The organism is Novosphingobium olei (assembly GCF_037076535.1).
GTDB lineage: Bacteria > Pseudomonadota > Alphaproteobacteria > Sphingomonadales > Sphingomonadaceae > Novosphingobium > Novosphingobium olei.
The window spans coordinates 2070976-2094125 of sequence record NZ_AP029021.1 but is presented as its reverse complement, the minus strand read 5'-3'; the positions used below and the strand labels follow the sequence as shown (position 1 = coordinate 2094125).

The following is a 23150-nucleotide window of genomic DNA, read 5'->3' as shown; positions in this document are numbered from 1 at the left end:
CGCCAGTCTCGCCCAAGGGCTAGTCCGCGAGGATGTCCTCTCCCTCATTCAGGAAGCGGGCGATCAGGCGGTCGGTTTCGGGGCTGTCGATCAGCGTTCCGGCAAATTCGCGCGCGGTCTGCCCTAGCACCTCCTGCTGCGGCGCGCCCGCTTCGATCATGCGGGCAAGCCGCCGCGTCGCGGCGATGCCGATGCGCGGCCGCGCGGCGTATTCCTGCGCCAGTTCGAGGCCGCGCACCCGCGCATCGGGCACCAGCTCGTCGATGATGCCCAGCCGGTGCGCCTCCTGCGGGGCGAACACCGCGCCGCGCATCACCGCGGCCGTCGCCCGCGCCGCACCGATCAGCCGGGCAAGCAGGTAATGCCCGCCGACCCCCGGAATGATCCCCAGCCGCGTTTCGGGAAGGCCGATGCGATAATCGCCGTTTTGCGCCACGCGCATGTCGAAGCTCAAGGCGAATTCGCACCCGCCGCCCATGCACATGCCGTTGATCGCGGCCACGGTGGGGACCGGCGAATCGAGCATCGCCTGGATCAGGTCGAGGACGTTCGAGCCCTTATCGAAGTTTTCGGGGCCGATCTTGCCTTCGGCCAATGCGGTCGAAAGCTGGGCGATCTCGCCCACGTCGTAGTGGCGGATGAACACGCCTTCGAGCCCGCCGGTGACGAGCAGCGCGCCGACGCTGTCGTCTTCTTGTGCACGGCGCACGGTGTCGAGCAGATCGGCCGCCATGCGCGCGTTCATGTAGCCGCGCGGGGGATTGGTCAGCACGATTTCGAGCACGCGGCCGTGGCGGCGGGTGGCGACGGGGGAAGGAGTGTCGGTCATGCACGGTCCCCGGAAACGGTGGCGCTTCGTGCCACCCACGCACAGAGTGCGGCGATGACGAGGTAGGCGGCGATGGCGGTGAGCGATGCGGATGGCCCGGCATCGGTGCTGCGCGGGCCGAACCAGTCGATCGCCTGCACCGCCAGCAGCACGACCGCGAGCACCGCGACCGGCACCGGGCGCGGGCGCCGCTTGCTCACGTAGAAGGCAAGTGCACCGAACGTCAGCGCGAGTTCGAGCGGCTTTTCGATCAGCGGCGCATTCCACAGGCCGAGCCCGAGCATCGGCGGGGCGCCCGCAAGGGTGAGGTCCGGGCGATGGACGACGAAGTCCAGCAGCCAGTGCGAGAGCACTACCAGCGCGGCGATCAACGCGGCGGTCCGGTCGCAATCGGCCAACCACACCAGCACCGCCAGCGCAGCCGCGAAGGCAAGGCCACCCAGCAGGCTGTGGGTATAGGGCGCCGAATCCAGCATCAGCCAGTTGCTCGCCGTCGCGCCCGGAACGAAGCGGAAATGTTCGATGCCGACCATGGCAAAGGCGAAGAAGGCGATGTCGACGAGTTGCGCGCCGATCGCCAGCGTGCCGAGCCGGGGCGCCCGGCTATGCGCCGCGGCGACGAACGCCGCGCTCCAGTGTCCGATGAACATGTCCTCGTCCCCTCGGGCCGTTCACGCAGCCCTTTTCGTTGTCGGCCAAGCTTGACCCGCCGCCGCCGCCGGGTCAATGCTGGCATCGATGGGAACCCTACCTGATATCGCCGCGCTGTCGTTCGAAGAGGCGCTGAAGGCGCTCGAAGACGTCGTGCGCAAGCTTGAAAGCGGCGAAGCGCCGCTCGACGAATCGATCGAACTCTATGCCCGGGGCGATGCGCTGCGTGCCCATTGCCAGAAGCGGCTCGATGCGGCGCAGGCGCGGATCGAGGCGATCGTCTCGGATCGCGACGGCAAGCCGGTGGGCACGCGCCCGTTCGACGAAGCATCGGCATGAGCGCCATTTCCGCCACGGGTCTGCTGAAGCCCGCGCTCGTCCAGATCGCGCGTGAGATCGATGCGAGCTTCGATGCGCTGCTACCCCTGGCCGGTGACCAGCGCGATCGCCTGGTCGAGGCGATGCGCTATGCCGCGATCGGCGGGGGCAAGCGGATGCGCCCGCTGCTGCTGGCAGCCACCGCGGGACTGTTCGGTGCCGACCGCACCTCTGCCATTCGCGCCGGCACCGCGATCGAGGCGATCCACGTCTATTCGCTGATCCATGACGACCTGCCGTGCATGGACGACGATGCCATGCGCCACGGCAAGCCCACGGTGCACAAGGCCTTCGACGAGGCGACCGCCGTGCTGGCGGGCGATGCGCTCCACGCCTTTGCCTTCGAAGTCCTGTCTGACCCGGCGATGAGCGGCGATCCGTTCGTGCGCATCGAACTGGTGCGCACGCTCGCCACGGCCAGCGGCATGGACGGCATGGCCGGCGGGCAGATGATGGACATCGAGGCGGAGAAGGGCAGCTTCGACCTGCAGACCGTTACCCGCCTGCAGCAGCTGAAGACCGGCGCCCTGTTGGGCGCGGCGGTGGAGATGGGCGCGATCCTGGGCCGCCTGCCGGTCGAAGGGCGCACCCCCCTGCGCGGCTATGCCCGCGATATCGGCCTTGCCTTCCAGATCGCCGACGACCTGCTCGATGCCGAAGGCGACGAGGAGGCCGCCGGCAAGGCGCTGCGCAAGGACGCGGCGGCGGGCAAGGAGACGTTTCTTTCGCTGCTCGGCGCAGAGCGCGCGCGCGAACAGGCGCGGATGCTGGTCGACCAGGCGATCGCGCACTTGTCCCACTTCGGCCCGGAGGCCGACCTGCTGCGCGAAATCGCGCGCTTCATCATCGAAAGGGATCGTTGAATGGCAGAGAGGATCGGGGTCTATCCCGGCACGTTTGACCCGATCACCCTCGGCCACCTCGACATCATCCGTCGCGGCGCCAAGCTGGTCGACAAGCTGATCATCGGCGTGACCACCAACATGTCGAAGAACCCGATGTTCACGCCCGACGAGCGCATGGCCATGGTCACGCGCGAGCTGGCCGAGCAGGGCATCGACAATGTCGAGGTGGTGGGCTTCAACGCGCTGCTGATGAAGTTCGCCCGCGCCCAGGGCGCCAGCGTCATCATCCGCGGCCTGCGCGCGGTGGCCGACTTCGAGTACGAATACCAGATGGCCGGCATGAACCAGCAGCTCGATGCCGAAATCGAAACGGTGTTCCTGATGGCCGACGTCTCGCTCCAGCCGATCGCGTCGAAGCTGGTCAAGGAAATCGCGCTGTTCGGCGGCGATATCAGCCAGTTTGTGACCCCGGCGATCCGCGAGGATGTGATCGCCCGCGTGGAAAAGGTCGGACGGCTGGGCGATTATTGAGGCCAAACGTGCATGTCTGGCGTGCAATCGTTCATTGCAGCGTCAGCGCGCGCATTCTATCGGCACAGCGAACAGGGCAGGGCCGTCCCGGTGCCTCCGCCGCGTGCCTCGAAGGTGATAACCGCATGAAGTTTCGTGTCTCCGGCTCGTTCGCCCTTGCCGCCGCCCTTTCCGCGATGATCGCGGGCCCGGCGCTGGCACAGAAGGAAAAGGCCGAAGTCCGTCCGTTCGACGTCCAGCGCGTCGAATCCTCGAAGTCGTTCCCTTACGCGGTGGACGTCGACCAGAGCCACGACCGCGAGAACATCCTGCTGCTCGACCTGTCGAACGGCGGGCGCGTCGCCATCCGCCTGATGCCGCAGTGGGCGCCGCACCACGTCGAGCGGATCAAGGAGCTGGTGGGGCAGGGCTTCTACAACGGGATCATCTTCCACCGCGTGATCGACGGCTTCATGGCGCAGACCGGCGACCCGACGGGAACCGGCCAGGGCGGTTCGAAGCTGCCGGACCTTACTGCGGAGTTCAACGATGCGCCGCACGTGCGCGGCACCGTCTCGATGGCGCGCACCGATGATCCGAATTCGGCCAACAGCCAGTTCTTCATCGTGTTCTATCCGCGCATGGGGCTCGATCACAAATACACCGCGTTCGGTCGGGTGATCGCGGGCATGGACGTGGTCGACGCGATCCAGCGCGGCGAGCCGCCCGCCAACCCCACGCGCATCCTCCAGGCCTCGCTCGCTTCGGACAACAAGCCGCAGGCGATGCCCGCCGCCCCCGCCGCAGCGCCCGCGATCACCGCGGACATGCTGCGCAATTCCAAGTCGAACTGACGGCTTTCGCAACGGCCGGACGGACAGGCTCGAATTGATCGGCCATCCGCGCTAGGCGGCGTGGACGAATTCCGCAGCGCCACGGCTGGAGGCAAAAAGCGCCAGCGTGAGGAGGTGAGGCGGAGCAATATCGGGAATATTGTGAGCCGAGCTGACGCTGCGATGGCGCTTTTTGGACCAGCCCCAAAGGGGTCACCCTGGTGAAGGCCCCGGCGGCGTCGCTCAGCCTTGATGGAGGCCCACTCCACCTGCGGCCTCGCTCCTAGCCGGGGCCTTCACCAGGGTGACCGTGGCGTTGCGGAATTTGTCCACGCCGCCTAGGGGCCCCTCCCATGCGTGTTGACCTGTTCGATTTCGACCTTCCGCCCGAAAACATTGCCCTGCGCCCGGCGCGTCCGCGTGATTCCGCGCGACTGCTGCGGGTGAATGCGGAAGGGCCGTTCACCGATCACATCGTGCGCGATCTGCCGGTCCTGCTGCGCGCGGGCGACGTGCTGGTGTTCAACGACACGCGCGTCATCCCCGCCCAGCTCGAAGGCCAGCGGGGCGAGGCGCGGATCGGCGCGACGCTGCATAAGCGCGTGGACCTGCGCCGCTGGCAGGCGTTCGTGCGCAACGCCAAGCGCCTGCGCGAAGGCGACGAGATCGCGTTCGGGGCGGGCGTGACGGGCCACGCCGAAGCGCGCCACGCCGATGGCAGCTGGACGCTGTTCTTCCCGGGCGAAGAGCCGGTCGAAGTGCTGCTCGAACGCGCCGGGCGGATGCCGCTGCCCCCCTATATCGCCGGCAAGCGGCCGACCGACGAACAGGACCGCGCCGACTACCAGACGATGTTCGCGGCCAAGGACGGCGCCGTTGCCGCGCCGACGGCGGCCTTGCACTTTACCCCCGAACTCATGGCCGCGCTGGCCGACGCCGGCGTGCGTACCGAGACGCTGACGCTGCACGTGGGCGCGGGCACGTTCCTGCCGGTGAAGGCCGAGGATACCGACGACCACGCAATGCACGCCGAATGGGGCACGATCGATGCCGCCACCTGCGACCGGCTCAACGCCGCGCGCGCCGCCGGGCATCGCGTGATCGCGGTTGGCACCACCAGCCTGCGTCTGCTGGAAAGCGCGGCGGGCGAGGACAGGATCATCCGTCCGTTCGAGGGCGACACCGCGATCTTCATCACGCCGGGCTACACCTTCCGCGCGGTCGACGGGCTGATGACCAACTTCCACCTGCCCAAGTCGACTCTGATGATGCTGGTCAGCGCGCTGATGGGCCGCGACCGTATGATGGCGGCCTATGCCCATGCCATCGCCAGCGGCTACCGCTTCTACAGCTACGGGGATTCGTCGCTGCTTATTCCCTGAGCGGCTTCGGCCTCGTAGCGGAATTCGAACATATCGCTATCAAACGACGTCGCGCCGCAGCGTCGGCGGAAATCGAGCAGGCCATCGCCGCTGCCATCGTGGAGATGCGGGTAGAACGAACCGAGGATGACCCGGCCGCCGGGATTGCGTTTGTAGGCTTCACGCAAGGCCCTGATCGTCAGCCACCACGCCGGGCTTGGCTGCAGCCGCGCGGCGGCCCCGGCGGTGTAGTAGCGATCCTTCCCGAAATCCACATAGTACTGCCGCGCCAGCGCCCTTCCGTCCGAAACCGCCGCGAACATGGTCGCTTCGCCGCGCAGGGTTGCCGTGGAAAGGGCAATGCTGATCACCTGTCGCAGTTCGGCGCGGCGACCGCCCTTGCGGTGGGGCTGGCGATGCAGATCGCGGGCGAACCCGCCGATCTGCGGCCAGATGGCACGGCCCGAATGCGATGCCAGATGCAGGCCGTGGCGGCTTTCCGCCCGGCGGCATTCATTGCGGATGCCGGGCTTCAGGCCGCGCTCGTAATCCTCCCACCCGGCATAGCGGCCGAAATCCACCGCGTGGACCGTGTAGGGCTTTACGTCGGTGATCTGCACGCCGGCAAGCTGGAGCAGTTCGGCGCTGCGCGGCGGGGAAATCGAATCGGCGGGGCCATAGCGATAGAACCCCGTGCCGACATGGCGCAGCACGGCCTGCAAAGCTTGCGCCCAGTGGACGTCGTATTCGGGGAACAGGTGGAGCCGTTCGCGCACGGTGTTGATGCCGTTGCGGCTGCGAACGATGCAGATCCCCGCAATCGCGCCGTCGGCCAACAGTCGCAGTATCCTGACCTTGCTGCCTTTCAGCACTTGCGCCCGGCGCCACAGCGTCAGCCGTTTGTGCGCCAGGATGAAGCTGGCGCCGGCGCGCTGGATGGTCCGGTCCCATTCTTCGGGCGTGATCGCGCCCAGGCGGACATCCTCCCCCACGAAGACGGGCGCATTGGACCTGTCCGGGATCATCCGGCGACCCGTTTGCGACGCAAGCCATCGCGCCATCGCGTAAGCGTCTTGCGCGCGGTCCGGATGTGAAGCGGGACAAGCGCGGGCACGCCGCGCAGGGTGTTGGCAAGGGTCAGCGAATAGCGCAGGTCGAAATCGTCGATCCAGCGCAGCTTGTAGCTATCGTGCGTGATGCGGAAATCGAAGTCGCAGCCTTCGGCGATCGCCTCTGCCACGCAATGCCCGGTGATCTGGTGGCCGGGCGAACACGCGGCAAAGGCCGGATCGTAAACCGTGACCATGTATTCATGCACGGCGGACTTCAGGCACAGCGCGGCGGCGACCAACCGCCCGTCGAGCCATATGCCATGGCCGACAAGGCGGGTCGCCTCGTCCGCCAGTGCGGCCTTGACGAAGGCGCGGCATTCCGGGGCGTGCAGCCAGGATGCCTGGTCGGACCATGCCGCCAGCCACGCGGTCTTCTGGTCGAACAGCCAGTCGACAAAGGGGGCGATCTCCGCACCTTCTACGCGGCCGATGCGAAGGTCGCCCAGCCGGGCGAGCCTGCGGCCTTCGCTGCGGATGTCCTGCCGGAACTTGCGCGACCGCCCCGCCAGCCAGGCATCCCACGAACCGGCGCCCGCGCAGCGCGTGATCGGCGATCGGATGCGCGATTTGTGGATGCGCCAGGGCTTGCGGCCCCGGATCGCGGCGAAGAGCAAGCCTTCGGGCCTGACGTTGTTGACGATCAGCACGTCGCAGGCGTCTTCGGCGCTCTTCAGCATGGCCGCCATGCTCGCCGCGTCGCTTGCCAGTGGCTCGGAATTTTCCTCGTGCGAGCCGATGCCGACATGATGGCCGACGCTGCGTCCGCCCTCCGGCGTCAGCCACATCGGCCAGATCCCGGTAAGCCTGCCATCGGTATCGGACCACGCCGCGATCACGAACGGCGCCGCATGGCGGGGCAGGGCGTGCGTCAGGGCGACCATGCAGTAATCGGGGCCCGTCGATGCCGAGCCATCGCCGCTGCGGCGATGAAGTGCGGCCCATTCGTCGCGCAATCCGGCCAGGTCGGCCGGATCCCGATACACTGCTACCTTCACTGCGAAACTGCCCACCGTCCCGGTTCGATGCCTTGCGCGATGGGGCAGCCGCTTCCGCAGTGTCAATTGACGTTTCGGTGATGTCGCGGCCGGTGCGCAGCGGGTGAGATCGGCCCGCGCCGCTTCCTGGTGGTATCAGGAAAACCAGCCCCAGATCAGGCGCGCGGTCAGCCCGATGCTTACCACCACCAGCAGCGGGCGGATCACCTTGGCGCCGTGACGGGTGGCGAAGTGGCTGCCGATCACCGCGCCGGTCATCGCGCCTGCGCCCATGCACAGCCCCAGGATCCACATCGCCTGCCCGCCGATGGTGAACACGATCACGCTGGCGATGTTGCTGGTGACGTTGAGGTACTTGGTCAGCCCCGTTGCGCGCGTCAGGCCCAGACCCCGCAGCGCCACCAGCGTGGTGGTGAAGAACTGGCCTGCGCCGGGGCCGAAGAACCCGTCGTAGAAGGCAACGCCCGCACCCACCGGCATGTAGCCCTTTTCACCCAGCCGCGCATGGCGGTCGTCATCGGTCATGCTGGGCGACAGCACGGTATAGAGCGCCACCGCGATCAGCAGCACCGGCACCACCAGCTTGAGCACGTCGGTGCTGAGCCGCTGGATCGCGAGCGAGCCGATCAGCGCGCCCACGAATACCACCAGCGCGGTCGGGGCGCTGGCGCGGAAGCTGAACAGGCCCGCGCGCCAATAGCGCCACGTGGCCATCGCCGTGCCGCACATAGACTGCACCTTGTTGGTGCCAAGCACAACGTGCGGGGGCAGGGGCGTCGACAGCAGCACCGGCATCATCACCAGGCCGCCACCGCCCGCCACCGCATCGATGAAGCCGGTGAACACCGCCACCAGCGTCAGCACGGGATAGAGCCACAGGTCGAGATGCGCCGGTTCGAGCATTTGCGCGCCATGGCGATTGCGCCTAAGGGCCGCAATCTTCTTTTTGGTCAGTATTCCCGATGACGCGTTTTTCCTTCCAGATCCACGCCACCGACGGCAAGGCCCGCACCGGCGTCATCCAGATGCAGCGCGGCGAAATCCGCACGCCCGCCTTCATGCCCGTCGGCACCGCCGCCACGGTCAAGGCGATGAAGGTGGAAGAGGTGCGCGCCGCCGGCGCCGACATCATCCTCGGCAACACCTACCACCTGATGCTGCGCCCCGGCGCCGAACGCGTGGCGCGGCTTGGCGGCCTGCACAAGTTCATGGGCTGGGACCGCCCGATCCTGACCGACAGCGGCGGCTACCAGGTGATGAGCCTGTCCGAGCTGCGCAAGATCACCGAGGAAGGCGTCACCTTCGCCAGCCATATCGACGGTTCGCGCCACATGCTCAGCCCCGAACGCTCGATGGAGATCCAGCGCCTGCTCGGCAGCGACATCGTCATGTGCTTCGACGAATGCCCCAAGATCGACCAGCCGCGCGACGTGATCGCCCGCTCGATGGAAATGTCGATGCGCTGGGCCCGCCGCAGCCGCGATGCATTCGATGCCGGCGAGGAGCACGCGGGCCGCGCCGCGCTGTTCGGCATCCAGCAGGGTGCGCTGGATGAAGGCTTGCGCAAGGCGAGCGCCGATGCGCTGATCGACATCGGCTTCGACGGCTATGCCATCGGCGGCCTCGCCGTGGGGGAAGGCCAGCAGGCAATGTTCGAAACGCTCGAATTCGCGCCCGGCCAGCTTCCCGCTGACCGCCCCCGCTACCTGATGGGCGTGGGCAAGCCCGACGATCTCGTCGGCGCGGTGGAGCGTGGGGTCGACATGTTCGATTGCGTTCTGCCCACGCGTTCGGGCCGCAACGGCCAGGCCTTCACGTGGAACGGCCCGCTCAACATGCGCAATGCCCGCCATGCCGAGGATACCGGCCCCGTCGACGAACGCTGCGCCTGTCCCACTTGCGCCAAGTACAGCCGCGCCTACCTGCATCATCTGCACAAGACTGGCGAAATGTTGGGGGCGATCCTGCTTACCGAACACAACATCTGGTTCTACCAGCAATTGATGGCCGCCATGCGCGCCGCGATTGCAGACCAGCGGTTCGAGGCCTTCGCGCGCGATTTCCGGCGCGACTACTTCGAGAAGCGATGAACCGAGTTCGGATCGGACGACAAAGTATCAGGCCTATCCGACAAGCGCCGCTAGTCTCCCCGCTCCAATGGGGGGCTTCATGACCGTTACATCGCGTTTCGCGTTTCTTGCTGCAGTTTCTTCGCTGGCTTGCCTTGTGCAGCCGGCGCTTGCCGACACTGTTCCGACCGACGAACTTGCCGCGCGCTTCGGCGCGCTGGAGGCGGTCGCCTCGATGAGCCTTTCGCCCGACGGCCGGCACATTGCCTACGTCGCGCCCAACGGCGGCGGCGGCGAAGTGGTGTTCGTGGCCGACATGGTGGCCGGCGGCACGCCCAAGGCGGTGTTGACCAGCAATGCCAGCGGGACGAAGCTGGTCGATTGCAGCTGGCCGACCGACACGCGCCTGATCTGCACGATCGTACTGTCCACCCGAAGCGCGGGCGACGTGATGACCGCCAGCCGCCAGCTGACGCTGAACGCCGATGGCAGCGACATGAAGGTGCTGACGCGCCAGACCAACAGCCGCTCGCTGCGTCCCGCGCTGTTCGGCGGCAGCGTGATCGACTGGAACGGGACCAAGCCCGGGACGGTGCTGATGCTGCGCGACTATGTGCCCGAATCCGATCTCAACACCCATCTCGCCTCGTCGCTGTCGGGCTTGGGGGTCGAGGAAGTCGACGTCGTCAGCCTGCAGCGCCATCCGGTCGAACAGCCGCGCAAGGACGCTACCGATTTCTTCACCGACGGGCACGGCAAGATCCGTATCGTCGGCACGTCCCCACGCACCGGTTACGGCTACCAGAGCGGAGTCGTCAGCTATTCCTATCGCTTGAAGGGCGATGGCGGCTGGCACGATCTGGGCAAGATCGATTACAGCGACGGCGGCCACGTGCGAGGGTTCGAGCCGGTTGCGGTCGATTCCGCGCAGGACGTCGTCTATGGTTTCGACGATGCTGGCGGGCGCAAGGCGCTGTACCGCATCCGGCTCGACGGTTCGCTGACGCGCGAGCTGGTGCTGTCGCGGCCCGATGTCGATGTCGACGAGCTCATCACGATCGGCCGCAACCGCCGCGTCGTGGGCACAAGCTACGCCACCGATCGCCGGCTGGTCGAATACTTCGATCCGGCGCTGCGTTCGCTGGCCGGCGCGCTGAGCCAGGCGCTGCCGACGAAGCCACAGATCAGCATCCTCGATGCCAGCGCCGATGAATCGCGCCTGCTGATGTTTGCAGGGCGCGATAGCGACGCGGGCACGTTCTACCTGTTCGACAAGGCCACCTCGAAGCTGGAGGAGGTGCTGTCGCTGCGCCCGCAGCTCGCGCCGGTGAAACTGGCCGAAATGAAGGCGGTCAGCTTCCCGGCTGCAGACGGTACGATGATCCCGGCTTACCTCACGCTGCCGGTGGGCTCGAACGGCAGGAACCTGCCCGCGATCGTCATGCCGCACGGTGGCCCCGCCTCGCGCGATGAATGGGGTTTCGACTGGCTGGTGCAGTTCTTTGCCGCGCGCGGCTATGCCGTGCTTCAGCCGAATTATCGCGGGTCCGCCGGGTATGGCAACGACTGGTACAAGGAAAACGGCTTCAAGTCCTGGCGCACCGCAATCGGCGATATCGACGACGCCGGACGCTGGCTCGAAGCGCAGGGCATCGCCGGCAAGGGCAAGCTCGCAATCTTCGGTTGGTCCTATGGCGGCTATGCCGCGCTGCAATCGGGCGTGCTCGATCCGGGGCTGTTCAAGGCAATCGTGGCGGTGGCGCCCGTGACCGATCTCAACAAGTTGCGCGCCGACCGGCTCTACTGGAGCGATTACGGCATCGTCGACAAGATGATCGGCACGGGGGACCACGTGAAGGCCGGTTCGCCGAGCGAAAATGCCGCCGCGATTACGGTGCCGGTGCGGCTGTATCACGGCACGTTCGACAGCAATGTCGACATCGGCCAGTCGCGCCTGATGGCGGACCGGCTCAAGGCGGCGGGCAGGGACGTGTCGCTGGTCGAATTCCCGGGCCTTTCCCACAGCCTGGTCAACGCCGCGGCGCGCACGCAACTCCTGTCGGAAAGCGATGCGCTGTTCCGCAAGGCACTGGGGCTCTAGGGTCGCTGGGCGAGCAGGGCTAACCCGATGAGGATGACAGTCCGGCAACGCTGGCGCTGGGTCATCCTGGCGGCTGCCTTGCTCGCCACCGCCTGCGGGGGTGTGTTCGGCAAGACTTATCCCGCCTATCGCTACCGCGTGACGGTGGAGGTGGAAACACCGCAGGGCCTGCGGCGCGGATCGAGCGTGATCGAGGTGCAGACGACGGCGGGCGGGCCGTATAGCATCTCAGGCGGAGGGGGCGGCGGAATCGCCACGCGGGTAACCGGCGAAGCGGCTGCGATCGATCTGCCCAACGGTGAGACGCTGTTTGCCTTGCTGCGAACTCACGGATCGCCGGAACTGCCCGAAAATCTTTACGCGTTGCAGATCCCTTACCCAACCAAGGCGGAAGTAGAAGCGCGCACTGGCAAGGGCAAATGGAGCTCGTCTACCGCGTTCGACATCTGGATGGAGCGGGTTAGAACGTCAAGCGGGATATTCACGGTCCCCCGCTGGCGCACGGACGCTCTTGCTGGCGCTAGTGGATGGCCGATGCTGGTTCGGTTCGGGGATACCGGCGATCCCGGTTCGGTCGAAGAAATAAATCCTAACGACCTCAGATCCACATTCGGAAGAGGTTACGCGATAAAGCGCGTTCTGGTAGGAAAAACAAAATGACCCGATAGCTTTTAAGCTAGAAGCTCGCTTGCCATGGCTTCCTCACACGAAAGGTTCGCTTGTCGAGCAACCACGACGAGCGGATGGTTCGCTAGTTCCGCTCGGGGAAGCTGGACTGGCCGTGATCCTCAATTACAGGGCCTTTCGTCGAGACGATAAATAACCCGCCATTGACGATGTTTGCTGACAAGGCGTGTACCGTCAAGCCGCGATGACCTGCGGCTCCACCGGCTCCAGCACCTGCGTTTCGAGGCGGGTGCCAGGGTACTGGTAGAACTCGCCCGATCGCGGTTCGAGGAAGCCGGCGCCGATGGCGTAGGCCTGTTCCTGCGCGGTGCGCAGGTCCTGATACCATTTGCCGGTGCGGTGAGCGGTCACGAAACGATAGAGCGTGTTCATGCCCCATCAATCGTTCGAAGGGGCCTGCGGTTCCGCTGCCTGCCGCGGAAAAAGTGCAGCACGAAGGTGCAGCAAAACATTCTTTCCAAACGGAAAAAGGCGGGACATCCGTCCCGCCTTCTTGCCGCGTTCCAGTGCTGGAGCGATCCCGATCAGCGCGAGTAGAACTCGACGACCAGGTTCGGTTCCATCTTAACCGGATAGGGCACTTCATCGAGCGTCGGAACGCGGACGAAGGTCACCTTGTCGGTGCCGTCCTGGGCAACGTAGTCGGGCACTTCGCGCTCGGGCAGGGTCAGCGCTTCGGCGATCAGGGCCATTTCCTTGGCCTTCTTGCCGAGGCTGATCACGTCGCCGGGGCGGACGCGACGCGAAGCGATGTTGCACTTCACGCCGTTGACGAAGATGTGGCCGTGCGAAACGATCTGGCGGGCCGAGAACACCGTCGGAGCGAACTTGGCGCGGTACACGACCATGTCGAGGCGCTGTTCGAGCAGGCCGATCAGGTTCTGGCCGGTGTCACCCTTCATGCTCGCCGCTTCCTGATAGGTGCGCTTGAACTGCTTTTCGGTGACGTCGCCGTAATAGCCCTTGAGCTTCTGCTTGGCGCGCAGCTGGATGCCGAAGTCAGAGACCTTGCTCTTGCGGCGCTGGCCATGCTGGCCCGGGCCGTACGAGCGGCGGTTCACCGACGACTTGGGACGACCCCAGATGTTTTCGCCAAGGCGGCGGTCGATCTTGTGCTTAGAAGCATGACGCTTGGACATGCGCTTTCCTTTCCAATCTGCTTGCCCGCGGCAGGATTGCCACGGACGGGTTCGCTTCCGGAGCGCACCATCCGGCCTGTTGCCGGATGCGGCCGCCGCTTCACCGGAAATGCGGGGCCAATAGGACGAATTCGACGAAAGAGGCTTCCGTCGGGTCCAAGTGAAGCGCGGCCCTTACAGGCTTGGCCGCACGAGTCAAGCCGAAGCGTCGCCTTCCTCTTTCGGGCCGGGACGGCGGCGCAGGATCGACAGCACGCCACGGAAGGTGCGCACTTCCAGATGGTTCCAGCCGGCCTTGGTCAGCAGCGTGCGCAGCGTGCGGCGGGTGACCGCCGCGCGGATCGCCGGTTCGAAATAGCCGCGCGGCTCCAGCATGTCGCACAGCTGTTCGAACATGCCCTCGAACTCCTCCTGCGGGGCAGGGGGCAGGATATCCTCGACCGTCGGCTGCACCAGATCAAGGTGCTTGGAATATTCATAGGCGCACAGGATCACCGCCTGCGCCAGGTTGAGCGAGCCGAATTCGGGATTGATCGGCGCGGTGACGATGGCGCGGGCCAGCGCCACGTCGTCGGTCTCGAGCCCCGAGCGTTCGGGCCCGAACACCAGCGCGCTGCGGCCGGACGCGACGACGATGTCCTTCGCCGCCTGTTCGGGCGTCAGCACCGGCTTGGTCACGCCCCGCTTGCGCACGGTGGTGGCATAGACGTGCGAGCAGTCGGCCACCGCTTCGGCCAGCGTGTCGAAGACCTGCGCCTTTTCCAGCACCACGTCCGCGCCCGAGGCGGCGGGGCCGGCCGAGGGGTTGGGCCAGCCATCGCGCGGGGCGACGAGGCGCATTTCGTCCAGCCCGAAGTTGAGCATGGCGCGCGCGGCCTTGCCGATGTTCTCGCCCAGTTGCGGGCGCACCAGCACGATCACCGGTTTGCGGGTTTCGGCTTCGGAAGTCATTGGCCGCGGCGGCTCATTTCGGCGACGCTGCTGGCGAATTCCTCGAAATCGCGCGCTTCCGAAAAGTCGCGATAGACGCTGGCGAAGCGGATGTAGGCGACGCTGTCCAGCTGGCGCAGGCCTTCCATGACCATCTCGCCGATCTCGCGCGAGCTGACCTCGTTTTCGCCCAGCGTCTCGATCTGGCGCTGGATGCCCGAGACGAGCTGGTCAAGCCGTTCCTGCGCCACCGGCCGCTTGCGGCTGGCGAGCGCGACCGACTGTTCGATCTTGGCGCGGTCGAAGGGTTCGCGGCGGTCGTTGCTCTTGACCACGGTGACCTCGCGCAGCTGCACGCGTTCGAACGTGGTGAAGCGCGCGCCGCACCCTTCGCACTGACGGCGCCGGCGGATCGAGGTATTGTCCTCGCTCGGCCGGCTATCCTTCACCTGGCTGTTGTCATGGGCACAGAACGGGCAACGCATGCGTGTGGGTCAGTTCTTGATCCGCTGCCAGAACGCGATGCCGGCGCCGATCAGCAGGCCGGCCGGAAGCGAAACGACCGGCAGCAACGCGCCCGCCACCGCGCCGATGCCGGCGCCAACCAGCACGGGCTTGGTCGAAGGGTGGTCCATGCCTTGCCGGGCCATGCCCGAGATTTCGGTCTTGGCGCGGGTGGCGAGATCGTCGTTGCTGCTCATCGGGTCAAAGCTCCGGGTAGATCGGGAAGCGGGCGCACAGCGCCTCGACCTGATCGCGCACGCGCTGCTCGACCTGGCCATCCCCATCATCGCCGTTGCGGGCCATGCCGTCCACGACTTCGGCAATCAGCTTGCCGATGGTGCGGAACTCATCCTCGCGGAAACCGCGGGTGGTGCCCGCCGGCGTGCCGAGGCGAATGCCCGAGGTGACGAAGGGCGAGCGCTTGTCGAACGGGATGCCGTTCTTGTTGCAGGTGAGCCAGGCGCGATCGAGGCCCTTTTCCGCCGCCTTGCCGGTGACGTCCTTGGCGGTGAGGTCGACCAGCATCAGGTGGTTGTCGGTGCCGCCCGAAACGACGCCGAGCCCGGCATCGACCAGCGAGGCGGCAAGGGCGCGGGCGTTGGCGACGATCTGCGCGGCATAAGCCTTGAATTCAGGCCGCAGCGCTTCGCCGAAGGCCACTGCCTTGGCCGCGATAACGTGGACCAGCGGGCCGCCCTGCAGGCCGGGGAAGACCGCGGTGTTGAACTTCTTGGCGAGATCCTCGTCGTTGGTCAGGATCACGCCCGAGCGCGGCCCGCGCAAGCTCTTGTGCGTGGTTGTGGTGACGACGTGGGCGTGCGGGAAGGGCGAGGGGTGCGCGCCACCGGCAACGAGGCCCGAGAAGTGCGACATGTCGACCAGCAGCCACGCGCCGACTTCATCGGCGATTTCGCGGAAGCGCTGGAAGTCCCAAACGCGCGAATAGGCGGTGCCGCCGGCGATGATCAGCTTGGGCTTGGCTTCGCGGGCGATGCGGGCAACCTCGTCCATGTCGATGAGGTGGTCGTCCTCGCGCACGCCGTAGGGCACGGGGTGGAACCACTTGCCGCTCATGTTCACGGGGCTGCCGTGGGTGAGGTGGCCGCCCGAGTTGAGGTCGAGACCCATGAAGGTGTCGCCGGGCTGAAGCAGGGCGAGGAACACCGCCTGGTTCATCTGGCTGCCCGAGTTGGGCTGGACGTTGGCGAAGTTGCAGCCGAACAGCTTCTTGGCGCGCTCGATGGCGAGGTTTTCGACCACGTCGGCATATTCGCAGCCGCCGTAGTAGCGCTTGCCGGGATAGCCTTCGGCATACTTGTTGGTGAAGACCGAACCGGTCGCTTCGAGCACGGCGAGCGAGGTGATGTTCTCGGACGCGATCAGCTCGATCTTGTTCTGCTGGCGCTTCAGTTCGCCTTCGATCGCGGCGAAGACTTCGGCGTCGGCGGACGCGAGGTGCTCGGTGAAGAAGCCGGGCTTGCGGATGTCGGGAGCGGTAGAGGCCATGGGTCCGGTCTCCTGTGTCAGAACGAAGGGTTGGAAAGCTTTTCGACGCGGCCGGCGTGGCGGCCTCCGCCGAAATCGGTCGAAAGGAAGGCGTCGAGGCAGGCCTTGGCCATGTCCTCGCCGGTCAGGCGCGCGCCCATCGCGATGACGTTGGCATCGTTGTGTTCGCGGGCGAGGGCAGCCGAAAGCGGCTCGGAGACGAGCGCACAGCGGCAGGCCGGGTTGCGGTTGACCGCGATCGAGATGCCGATTCCAGAACCGCAGAGTGCGACGCCGCGATCGACGATGCCTTCTTCCACCACCGAGGCCAGCTTGTAGCCATAGTCGGGATAATCGACACGGTCGGCCGTTTCGGGGCCGAGGTCGGCGACTTGGTGGCCGAGGCCGATCAGGTATTCGCGCAAGGCGGCCTTCAGATCGACGGCGGCGTGGTCGGAAGCAATGGCGATGCGCATGGGGTGCGGTCTGGCCCTTGGCAAAGTTGACGGAGGAATCGCGGCCCCCCTTAGGCCTGCTTGGGGCCAAGCGCCACCCGAAAAGGGCCCGTGCCCCGGCGCTGCACCGGAGGGAATGTCGCTGTGCGCGAAGTCCCTGCCGAGGGGGCTTTACGAGACCCAAGTTGACGAAGTTGACAGACTACAAGGGGAGAATGCGCAAGCGGGCGGGGGCTGAGGGTGTGCGGAGCCCTGCAGGCTCGGCGGGCTGGGAGGCTACGGGGCAAGGTGCTGATTTACCGAGCTTTCAAGGAGCGGGGGCGGTTAGCTTTACCGGCATTGGCGACTGTAGGACAGACGGCGGGCGGCGGTTGCCGGCGGGCAGGCAAGGTTGCGTATGCAATATGGCGTGTCAACTTGGCGGGAAGAGGGTAAAGAGGGGAGGGGGATCCCGGATCAAGTCCGGGTGACGATGGGGTGATGGCCTCATTTCATCCTTGGCCCTTGTTGGGCCCATACGAAAAAGGCCCCGACGATCCCGTCGAGGCCTTTCCCGGTCGTCCCGGACGGACCGACCATGATGCTTTCCATACGCTCTGACCCATCAACGGGTGGCGCCATGGGCCGTTCCTCGGCTCGTCTTGGGCATGGCCCGTTCCGTGGAAGAGCCGCGCCGCTTGTCCGATCAGGACGACCCGGCCGGCTTGGGAGGATGCTTCATGAAGTAGGCGGTAAGCTCGGCGACCAGTTCGCGCTGCATCTTTTCGACCAGCGGCTGGAGTTCGCGCAGGTAGGCCTTGTTGACCTCCGCAAAGGCGGGATCGGCGATGATCGCGCTGCTGCGCAGGAAGTAATGCTGGCCGACCGGCGTTTTGGCGAAGACGAGGATCTGGTCGAGTTCGGCTTGGCTGAATTCGCGGGCGTACCCTTGCGCATAGGCGTCCATGAACGCGGGGATGTGCTGGACCATCACCGCCTTGCCTTGAGGAATGAAGCTGTCGAGCTTGCGTTCGACCATGCCCTTGGCGACGGGATCGTTGTTGAGCGAGGGCATCATCGCCGAGCGCATCTGGCCGGTCATGGTATCGACCACACCGGAAAACATCTCGATCCGCTTGTCTTCGGGAAAACCGACGCGGATGATTTCGCGCGCGGTGGCCAGCGCCCTGGCATCGAGCGCGCCCGTGGCGGGGGTGGCCGGCGCGGGCTGGGCCGCAGTGGCCGCAGCCGGCGCGAGGGCGGCAAGGGCCGCCGACATCATGAGCAACATCGGGCGGCCCTTCTTGTTCTGGCGCTTACTGATCGAGGAACGAGCGCATCTTGCGGCTGCGGCTCGGGTGCTTGAGCTTGCGCAGCGCCTTGGCCTCGATCTGGCGGATGCGTTCACGGGTGACCGAGAACTGCTGGCCGACTTCCTCGAGCGTGTGGTCGGTGTTCATGCCGATGCCGAAACGCATGCGCAGCACGCGTTCTTCGCGCGGGGTGAGGCTGGCAAGGACGCGGGTGACCGTTTCCTTGAGATTCGCCTGGATCGCCGCGTCGACCGGGATGATCGCGTTCTTGTCCTCGATGAAATCGCCCAGGTGCGAATCTTCCTCGTCGCCGATCGGCGTTTCGAGGGAGATCGGTTCCTTGGCGATCTTCATCACCTTGCGCACCTTTTCGAGCGGCATCGACAGACGCTCGGCCATTTCCTCGGGCGTGGGCTCGCGGCCCTGCTCGTGCAGGAACTGGCGGCTGGTGCGGACCAGCTTGTTGATCGTTTCGATCATGTGGACCGGGATGCGGATGGTGCGCGCCTGGTCGGCGATCGAACGGGTGATCGCCTGCCTGATCCACCACGTGGCATAGGTGCTGAACTTGTAACCGCGGCGGTATTCGAACTTGTCGACCGCCTTCATCAGGCCGATGTTGCCTTCTTGGATCAGGTCGAGGAACTGCAGGCCGCGGTTGGTGTACTTCTTGGCGATCGAGATCACGAGGCGCAGGTTCGCCTCGACCATTTCCTTCTTGGCGATGCGCGCCTCGCGCTCGCCCTTCTGGACCATGTTCACGATGCGGCGGAATTCACCGAGCGACATGCCGGTGGCGCTGGCGATGTCGGAAATCTCTGCACGAATGCGTTCGACCGCGCTCGCTTCGTTGGCGGCGAAGGCGGCCCACTTCTTGTCGCGCTTGGCGTGCTGCTGCAGCCAGCCTTCGTCGAGCTCGTGCCCGACGTAAAGGTCGAGGAAGTCCTTGCGCGAAACCTTGTGGCGTTCGGCAAGGCGCAGCATCTGGCCGCCAAGCGTCGTCAGGCGACGGTTGAACGCATAGAGGTTGTCGACCAGGTATTCGATCTTGGTCGCGTGGAACTGCACGGATTCGACCTGCGCGGTGAGCTCTTCGCGCAGCTTGTGATACTGTGCTTCCTTGGCCGCCGGGAAGGCATTGCCAAGACCCAGCGCATCGAGCCGCTCGGCCTGGAGCTTTTCGAAGGCGCGGAACAGGCCGGTGATCTCGGCAAACTTTTCGAGCGCGGCAGGCTTCAGCTGCGCTTCCATCTGGGCGAGGCTGAGAGTGTTGTCCTCTTCCTCTTCCTCGGCCGGACGCGCGCGGCGTTCGCGCAGTTCATCGTCCTCGTCGTCGGCGGATTCCTCCTCCTCGACGTCCTCTTCTTCCTTGAAGGTGGGGCCGGCGGTGGCTTCGCTGATCTCGCCGTCGGCTTCCTCGCCATCTTCGGAGAGGTTTTCGGGCTGCGGCTCCTTCGACAGCATCGCGTCGAGATCGAGGATCTCGCGCAGCTGCATCTCGCCCGCGTTGAGCGCTTCGGACCACTGGATGATCGCGTGGAAGGTGATCGGGCTTTCGCACAGGCCCATGATCATGGTGTCGCGGCCCGCTTCGATGCGCTTGGCGATGGCGATTTCGCCTTCGCGGCTGAGCAGTTCGACCGCGCCCATTTCGCGCAGATACATGCGCACCGGATCGTCGGTGCGCTCGACGGTTTCCTTGCGCTTGACGATATCGGGGCGATCGTCGACCGCTTCGCTCTCGTCGATCTCTTCGTCCTGAGCCTTGTCTTCAGGATCGACGGCATCTTCGTCGCTCTCGACGATGTTGACGCCCATTTCCGAGATCGCGGCCATGATGTCCTCGATCTGCTCGGAAGACATCTGGTCCTGCGGCAGGGCCTCGTTCAGTTCGTCATAGGTGATGATGCCGCGACGCTTTGCGCGTGCGATCAGCTTCTTGATCGAAGCATCGTTGAGGTCGATCAGCGGGGCATCGCCGCTATCGGTCTTTTCGTTCGAAGCCATTGAAACCCGGTACCACCTGTCATCCGCCGGCCTGCTGGGGGCCGGAGCGCGTGCATCATATAATTATAACGAAAGCCGAGCACGGCCCATCTGCCCCAAACGGGCAAGCAACGCCAGCCTTCGTTGCAGCAAACGCTGCTGTTCGGCAAAACTTTCGTCGGAAAACTCCGCCTCGTGGCGCCGGTTTGCGTCGACCAGCGCCGTTTCGACGGCCGGCAACTCGACCAGCAGGGCGATTGCTTCGGCGAGTTCGTCGCGCGCCGAATCGCTTGCCGGGTTCAGGAAGCCGAATCGCATTCCGGCGTAGTCCGCCGCTTGCGGGACCTTCAGCCCTCGCTCCGCCAATATGGTGGCGAGCCGTTGCGTTTCAACCGTTTGGCCCGAGTCGGCCATGAGCAGCAGCGCATCGAGCAGCGCGGCCTGGTCTGGCTGCTGGGGATGGAGCCGGGCAAGGACCTCGCACTGCAGCGCGATCAGCGAAGGGTGCGCGACAAGGCCGGCGAGCACGGCGGCCATCAGCGCATCGTTGGTGCCGACGTTGCGCAGGCGAGCGGCGTCCTGCGGATCGAGCGGGGGCGGGGCGGGCTTCCACGGCTGGCCACGGCCCTGCTGCTGGCCCCGCTGCGGCTGTTTCGATCGCGGATGGAACGGCGCGCGTTCGGGCCGGGCATAGGCGAGATCGCCGAAGCGGCGGGTGAGCTCGCTGCGATAGAGCGCCTTGATATCGGGATGGGCGATGGTGTCGCAATGGGCGAGCAGGCGCGCCTTGAGGCCGGCCTTGTCCTCGGGCGTGGCAAGCGGGGCGGCGTCGCGTTCCGCTTCCCACAGCACATCGACGAGGCTGCGCGCTTCGCCCAGCAGGGTTTCCATCGCCTGCGGGCCCTGCTTTTTCACGACGTCGTCCGGGTCCATGCCCTGCGGCAGGGTGACGATGCGCAGGGAGTGCCCGGGCTGGAGCATCGGCAGGGCGCGCACCACCGCGCGCATCGCGGCGCGCTGGCCGGCGGCATCGCCATCGAAGCACAGCGTCGGCCGCTCCGTCACGCGCCAGAGCCGTTCGAGCTGGTGTTCGGTCAGCGCGGTGCCCAGGGGCGCGACCGCTTCGGCAATGCCGGCGGCGGCGAGCGCGACCACGTCCATGTAGCCTTCGACAACGACGATCCGCCCCGACTGGCGCGCGGCAGGGCCGGCGCGGTGCAGGTTGTAGACGGTGCGCCCCTTGTCGAACAGCGGCGTGTCCGGCGAGTTCAGGTACTTGGGCGCATCGGTCTTTTCGGGCGAGAGGATGCGACCGCCGAACGCGATGACGCGGCCGCGCGCATCGAGGATGGGCAGCATGAGTCGGTCGCGGAAGCGGTCGTAGGGATCCTTGCCTTCGACCACGATCCTGAGGCCCGCCTCGATCAGCATGTCCTCGGGGAAAGCGGAGAGCGCGGCCTTCATCCCCTGGCGGTCATTGGGGGCATAGCCAAAGCCGAATTCGCGCACGATGCCTTCGGGAAACCCGCGCGAGGCCAGATAGGCACGCGCCGCTGCGCCGCCGGGACCTTTAAGCGATTCGCGAAAGTACTCCTGCGCTGCGGCCATGACGTCGTGCAGCGACTTCTGCTGTTCGGCACGCCGCGCCGCGCGCGGATCGGGAGCGGGGACTTCCATGCCCGCCTGCAGCGCCAGTTCCTTGACCGCGTCCATGAACGGCAGGCCCTGATGGTCGGTCATCCAGCGGATCACATCGCCATGCGCGCCGCAGCCGAAGCAGTGGTAGAAGCCCTTTTCGTCGTTGATGGTGAAGCTGGGCGTCTTTTCGTTGTGGAACGGACAGCACGCCTTGAATTCCCGCCCCGCCTTCTGGACGCGCACCGACCGCCCGATCAGCCCCGAAAGCGAGACCCGGGCGCGCAGTTCGTCCAGCCATTGGGGGGAGAGGCTCATGGCTTGTACATGCGTTCGTGGCAGGCCTTTGTGAAACGTGTCTCGACTACGCTCGACACGAACGGGGTGGGGGCATTTTAAAGGGAGCGCCAATCTACCCGTTCGTGTCGAGCGAAGTCGAGACACGTTCGCGCGGTGGTTTGGCGAAGTGCGAAATCCGCGCCCAATCACCCGCGATCAGCGCTTCCTTCTTGGCACGCGACCATTTGCCGACCCGGACTTCGCACGAAAGCGCTTCGTAGCGGGTGGGAAAAGCTTCAGACCACACGAGGGTCACGGGGCGGCGTGGGGTGGTGAAGGCGCAGAAGCCACCTTGCGCATGTTCAGCCATGCGCCGTTCGAGGTCTTCGGTGTGGCCTGTGTAATACTTTCCATCGGCACAGCGCAGAATGTACGTCCAGAAGGCCATGGGATCACATTGCGGGGTGTCTCGACTTCGCTCGACACGAACGGGAAGGGGGGCGGTAAGAGATGTAAGACTAGGCTGATCTCTATTCGTGTCGAGCGTCGTCGCGGCAAGGGCTTTCCTTTCCGCGCGAAGATCACCCCGCCAGCGCGGCCTTTACCAGCCCGCTGGCGCGCCCCATGTCGAGCTGGCTGCCGTGCTTGGCCTTCAGGGCAGCGACGACGCGCCCCATGTCCTTCATGCCGGCAGCGCCGGTTTCGGCGATGATCGCAGTGATGGCGGCGCGGGTGTCTTCCTCGGAGAGCTGCTGGGGCAGGAATTCCTCGATCACGGCGAGTTCGCCCTTTTCGACGTCGGCGAGTTCCTGGCGGCCGCCCTGTTCGTAGAGCGCAATCGATTCGCGGCGCTGCTTGGCCATCTTCTGCAGCACGTCGACCACTAGCGTATCGTCGTCGGGCACATTGGCGGCGGTGCGCAGTTCGATATCCTTGTCCTTGAGCTTGGCAAGGATCAGGCGGACGGCGGCGAGGCGGGGCTTGTCGCCGGCCTTCATGGCCGAAACCTGCGCGGCCTTGATGGTGTCGCGGATCATCTTCGATTCCTGTGGATGTGGGTTCGCGCGGAACGCG

General features: G+C 65.9%; 25 protein-coding genes. 8 read left to right on the top strand and 17 right to left on the bottom strand.

Annotated features, from left to right (window positions below; all coding sequences use genetic code 11):
* Positions 1-19: 19 nt before the first annotated feature.
* Together AACH40_RS09855 and AACH40_RS09850 are read right to left on the bottom strand one after the other, a co-directional pair.
* Positions 20-829, bottom strand: coding sequence for an enoyl-CoA hydratase/isomerase family protein (locus tag AACH40_RS09855; RefSeq protein ID WP_338642265.1), 810 nt, complete (start codon positions 827-829; stop codon positions 20-22).
* The gene (locus tag AACH40_RS09850) at positions 826-1479 is read right to left on the bottom strand and encodes a hypothetical protein (protein ID WP_338642264.1); all 654 of its coding nucleotides are present in this window, start codon (positions 1477-1479) and stop codon (positions 826-828) included. The genes AACH40_RS09855 and AACH40_RS09850 overlap by 4 nt, the downstream gene beginning before the upstream one ends.
* 88 nt (positions 1480-1567) lie before the next feature.
* Here AACH40_RS09850 and AACH40_RS09845 point away from each other — a divergent pair, with 88 nt between their 5' ends.
* From AACH40_RS09845 to queA, 5 genes are all read left to right on the top strand, one after another.
* On the top strand, positions 1568-1819 hold the full coding sequence (locus AACH40_RS09845; protein WP_206069475.1) for an exodeoxyribonuclease VII small subunit: 252 nt from the start codon (positions 1568-1570) through the stop codon (positions 1817-1819).
* The gene (locus tag AACH40_RS09840; protein WP_169492889.1) at positions 1816-2721 is read left to right on the top strand and encodes a polyprenyl synthetase family protein; all 906 of its coding nucleotides are present in this window, start codon (positions 1816-1818) and stop codon (positions 2719-2721) included. The genes AACH40_RS09845 and AACH40_RS09840 overlap by 4 nt, the downstream gene beginning before the upstream one ends.
* Positions 2722-3234, top strand: coding sequence for a pantetheine-phosphate adenylyltransferase (gene coaD, locus AACH40_RS09835; RefSeq protein ID WP_169492888.1), 513 nt, complete (start codon positions 2722-2724; stop codon positions 3232-3234).
* Positions 3235-3359: 125 nt separating this feature from the next.
* Entirely contained in the window at positions 3360-4067 is a 708-nt protein-coding gene (locus AACH40_RS09830; protein ID WP_338642263.1) for a peptidylprolyl isomerase, read from the top strand.
* Positions 4068-4399: 332 nt separating this feature from the next.
* Entirely contained in the window at positions 4400-5428 is a 1029-nt protein-coding gene (gene queA, locus AACH40_RS09825; RefSeq protein ID WP_338642262.1) for a tRNA preQ1(34) S-adenosylmethionine ribosyltransferase-isomerase QueA, read from the top strand.
* Here the strand turns inward: queA and AACH40_RS09820 are convergent.
* The 3 genes from AACH40_RS09820 to AACH40_RS09810 form a co-directional block, all read right to left on the bottom strand.
* Positions 5398-6432, bottom strand: a complete 1035-nt coding sequence (locus AACH40_RS09820) for a hypothetical protein (protein ID WP_338642261.1) — start codon at positions 6430-6432, stop codon at positions 5398-5400. The two genes, queA and AACH40_RS09820, sit on opposite strands and share 31 nt — an antisense overlap.
* Complete coding sequence (locus AACH40_RS09815; RefSeq protein ID WP_338642260.1) at positions 6429-7514, bottom strand: GNAT family N-acetyltransferase; 1086 nt, start codon at positions 7512-7514, stop codon at positions 6429-6431. The genes AACH40_RS09820 and AACH40_RS09815 overlap by 4 nt, the downstream gene beginning before the upstream one ends.
* A gap of 135 nt (positions 7515-7649) precedes the next feature.
* Positions 7650-8417, bottom strand: coding sequence for a TSUP family transporter (locus tag AACH40_RS09810; RefSeq protein ID WP_338642259.1), 768 nt, complete (start codon positions 8415-8417; stop codon positions 7650-7652).
* 59 nt (positions 8418-8476) lie between these two features.
* On the opposite strand from AACH40_RS09810, the gene tgt reads away from it, so the two are divergent.
* The 3 genes from tgt to AACH40_RS09795 all read left to right on the top strand — a co-directional run bounded on the left by tgt (position 8477) and on the right by AACH40_RS09795 (position 12344).
* Positions 8477-9604: a tRNA guanosine(34) transglycosylase Tgt gene (gene tgt / locus AACH40_RS09805; protein ID WP_338642258.1), complete on the top strand. Its 1128-nt coding sequence runs from the start codon at positions 8477-8479 to the stop codon at positions 9602-9604.
* Positions 9605-9683: 79 nt separating this feature from the next.
* Positions 9684-11684 (top strand): alpha/beta hydrolase family protein, encoded by a 2001-nt coding sequence (locus AACH40_RS09800; protein WP_338642257.1) that lies wholly within the window; start codon positions 9684-9686, stop codon positions 11682-11684.
* Between the two features lie 27 nt (positions 11685-11711).
* Positions 11712-12344 carry a hypothetical protein gene (locus AACH40_RS09795; protein WP_338642256.1) on the top strand — a complete coding sequence of 211 codons (633 nt, stop codon included), beginning with the start codon at positions 11712-11714 and terminating at the stop codon, positions 12342-12344.
* A gap of 201 nt (positions 12345-12545) precedes the next feature.
* On the opposite strand, the gene AACH40_RS09790 is transcribed toward AACH40_RS09795, so the two are convergent.
* The 12 genes from AACH40_RS09790 to AACH40_RS09735 form a co-directional block, all read right to left on the bottom strand.
* The gene (locus AACH40_RS09790) at positions 12546-12743 is read right to left on the bottom strand and encodes a hypothetical protein (RefSeq protein ID WP_169492880.1); all 198 of its coding nucleotides are present in this window, start codon (positions 12741-12743) and stop codon (positions 12546-12548) included.
* Positions 12744-12895: 152 nt separating this feature from the next.
* Entirely contained in the window at positions 12896-13510 is a 615-nt protein-coding gene (rpsD, locus tag AACH40_RS09785) for a 30S ribosomal protein S4 (RefSeq protein ID WP_169492879.1), read from the bottom strand.
* 195 nt (positions 13511-13705) lie between these two features.
* Complete coding sequence (locus AACH40_RS09780; protein ID WP_338642255.1) at positions 13706-14461, bottom strand: RNA methyltransferase; 756 nt, start codon at positions 14459-14461, stop codon at positions 13706-13708.
* Positions 14458-14925 (bottom strand): transcriptional regulator NrdR, encoded by a 468-nt coding sequence (nrdR, locus tag AACH40_RS09775; RefSeq protein WP_169492877.1) that lies wholly within the window; start codon positions 14923-14925, stop codon positions 14458-14460. Before nrdR ends, AACH40_RS09780 begins: the two co-directional genes overlap by 4 nt.
* Positions 14926-14934: 9 nt before the next feature.
* Positions 14935-15141: a hypothetical protein gene (locus tag AACH40_RS09770; protein WP_169492876.1), complete on the bottom strand. Its 207-nt coding sequence runs from the start codon at positions 15139-15141 to the stop codon at positions 14935-14937.
* A 4-nt stretch (positions 15142-15145) separates the two neighbouring features.
* On the bottom strand, positions 15146-16450 hold the full coding sequence (glyA, locus tag AACH40_RS09765) for a serine hydroxymethyltransferase (protein ID WP_169492875.1): 1305 nt from the start codon (positions 16448-16450) through the stop codon (positions 15146-15148).
* Between the two features lie 17 nt (positions 16451-16467).
* Positions 16468-16905, bottom strand: coding sequence for a ribose 5-phosphate isomerase B (gene rpiB / locus AACH40_RS09760; RefSeq protein WP_338642254.1), 438 nt, complete (start codon positions 16903-16905; stop codon positions 16468-16470).
* A gap of 664 nt (positions 16906-17569) precedes the next feature.
* Positions 17570-18154 carry a DUF2059 domain-containing protein gene (locus AACH40_RS09755; RefSeq protein ID WP_338642253.1) on the bottom strand — a complete coding sequence of 195 codons (585 nt, stop codon included), beginning with the start codon at positions 18152-18154 and terminating at the stop codon, positions 17570-17572.
* A 25-nt stretch (positions 18155-18179) separates the two neighbouring features.
* A complete protein-coding gene (gene rpoD, locus AACH40_RS09750; protein ID WP_169492872.1) occupies positions 18180-20183 on the bottom strand; it encodes an RNA polymerase sigma factor RpoD in 2004 nt (667 codons plus the stop codon).
* A gap of 63 nt (positions 20184-20246) precedes the next feature.
* Positions 20247-22115 carry a DNA primase gene (gene dnaG, locus AACH40_RS09745; RefSeq protein WP_338642252.1) on the bottom strand — a complete coding sequence of 623 codons (1869 nt, stop codon included), beginning with the start codon at positions 22113-22115 and terminating at the stop codon, positions 20247-20249.
* A gap of 94 nt (positions 22116-22209) precedes the next feature.
* On the bottom strand, positions 22210-22524 hold the full coding sequence (locus tag AACH40_RS09740; protein ID WP_338642251.1) for a GIY-YIG nuclease family protein: 315 nt from the start codon (positions 22522-22524) through the stop codon (positions 22210-22212).
* A 133-nt stretch (positions 22525-22657) separates the two neighbouring features.
* On the bottom strand, positions 22658-23113 hold the full coding sequence (locus AACH40_RS09735) for a GatB/YqeY domain-containing protein (protein WP_338642250.1): 456 nt from the start codon (positions 23111-23113) through the stop codon (positions 22658-22660).
* Positions 23114-23150: the final 37 nt, after the last annotated feature.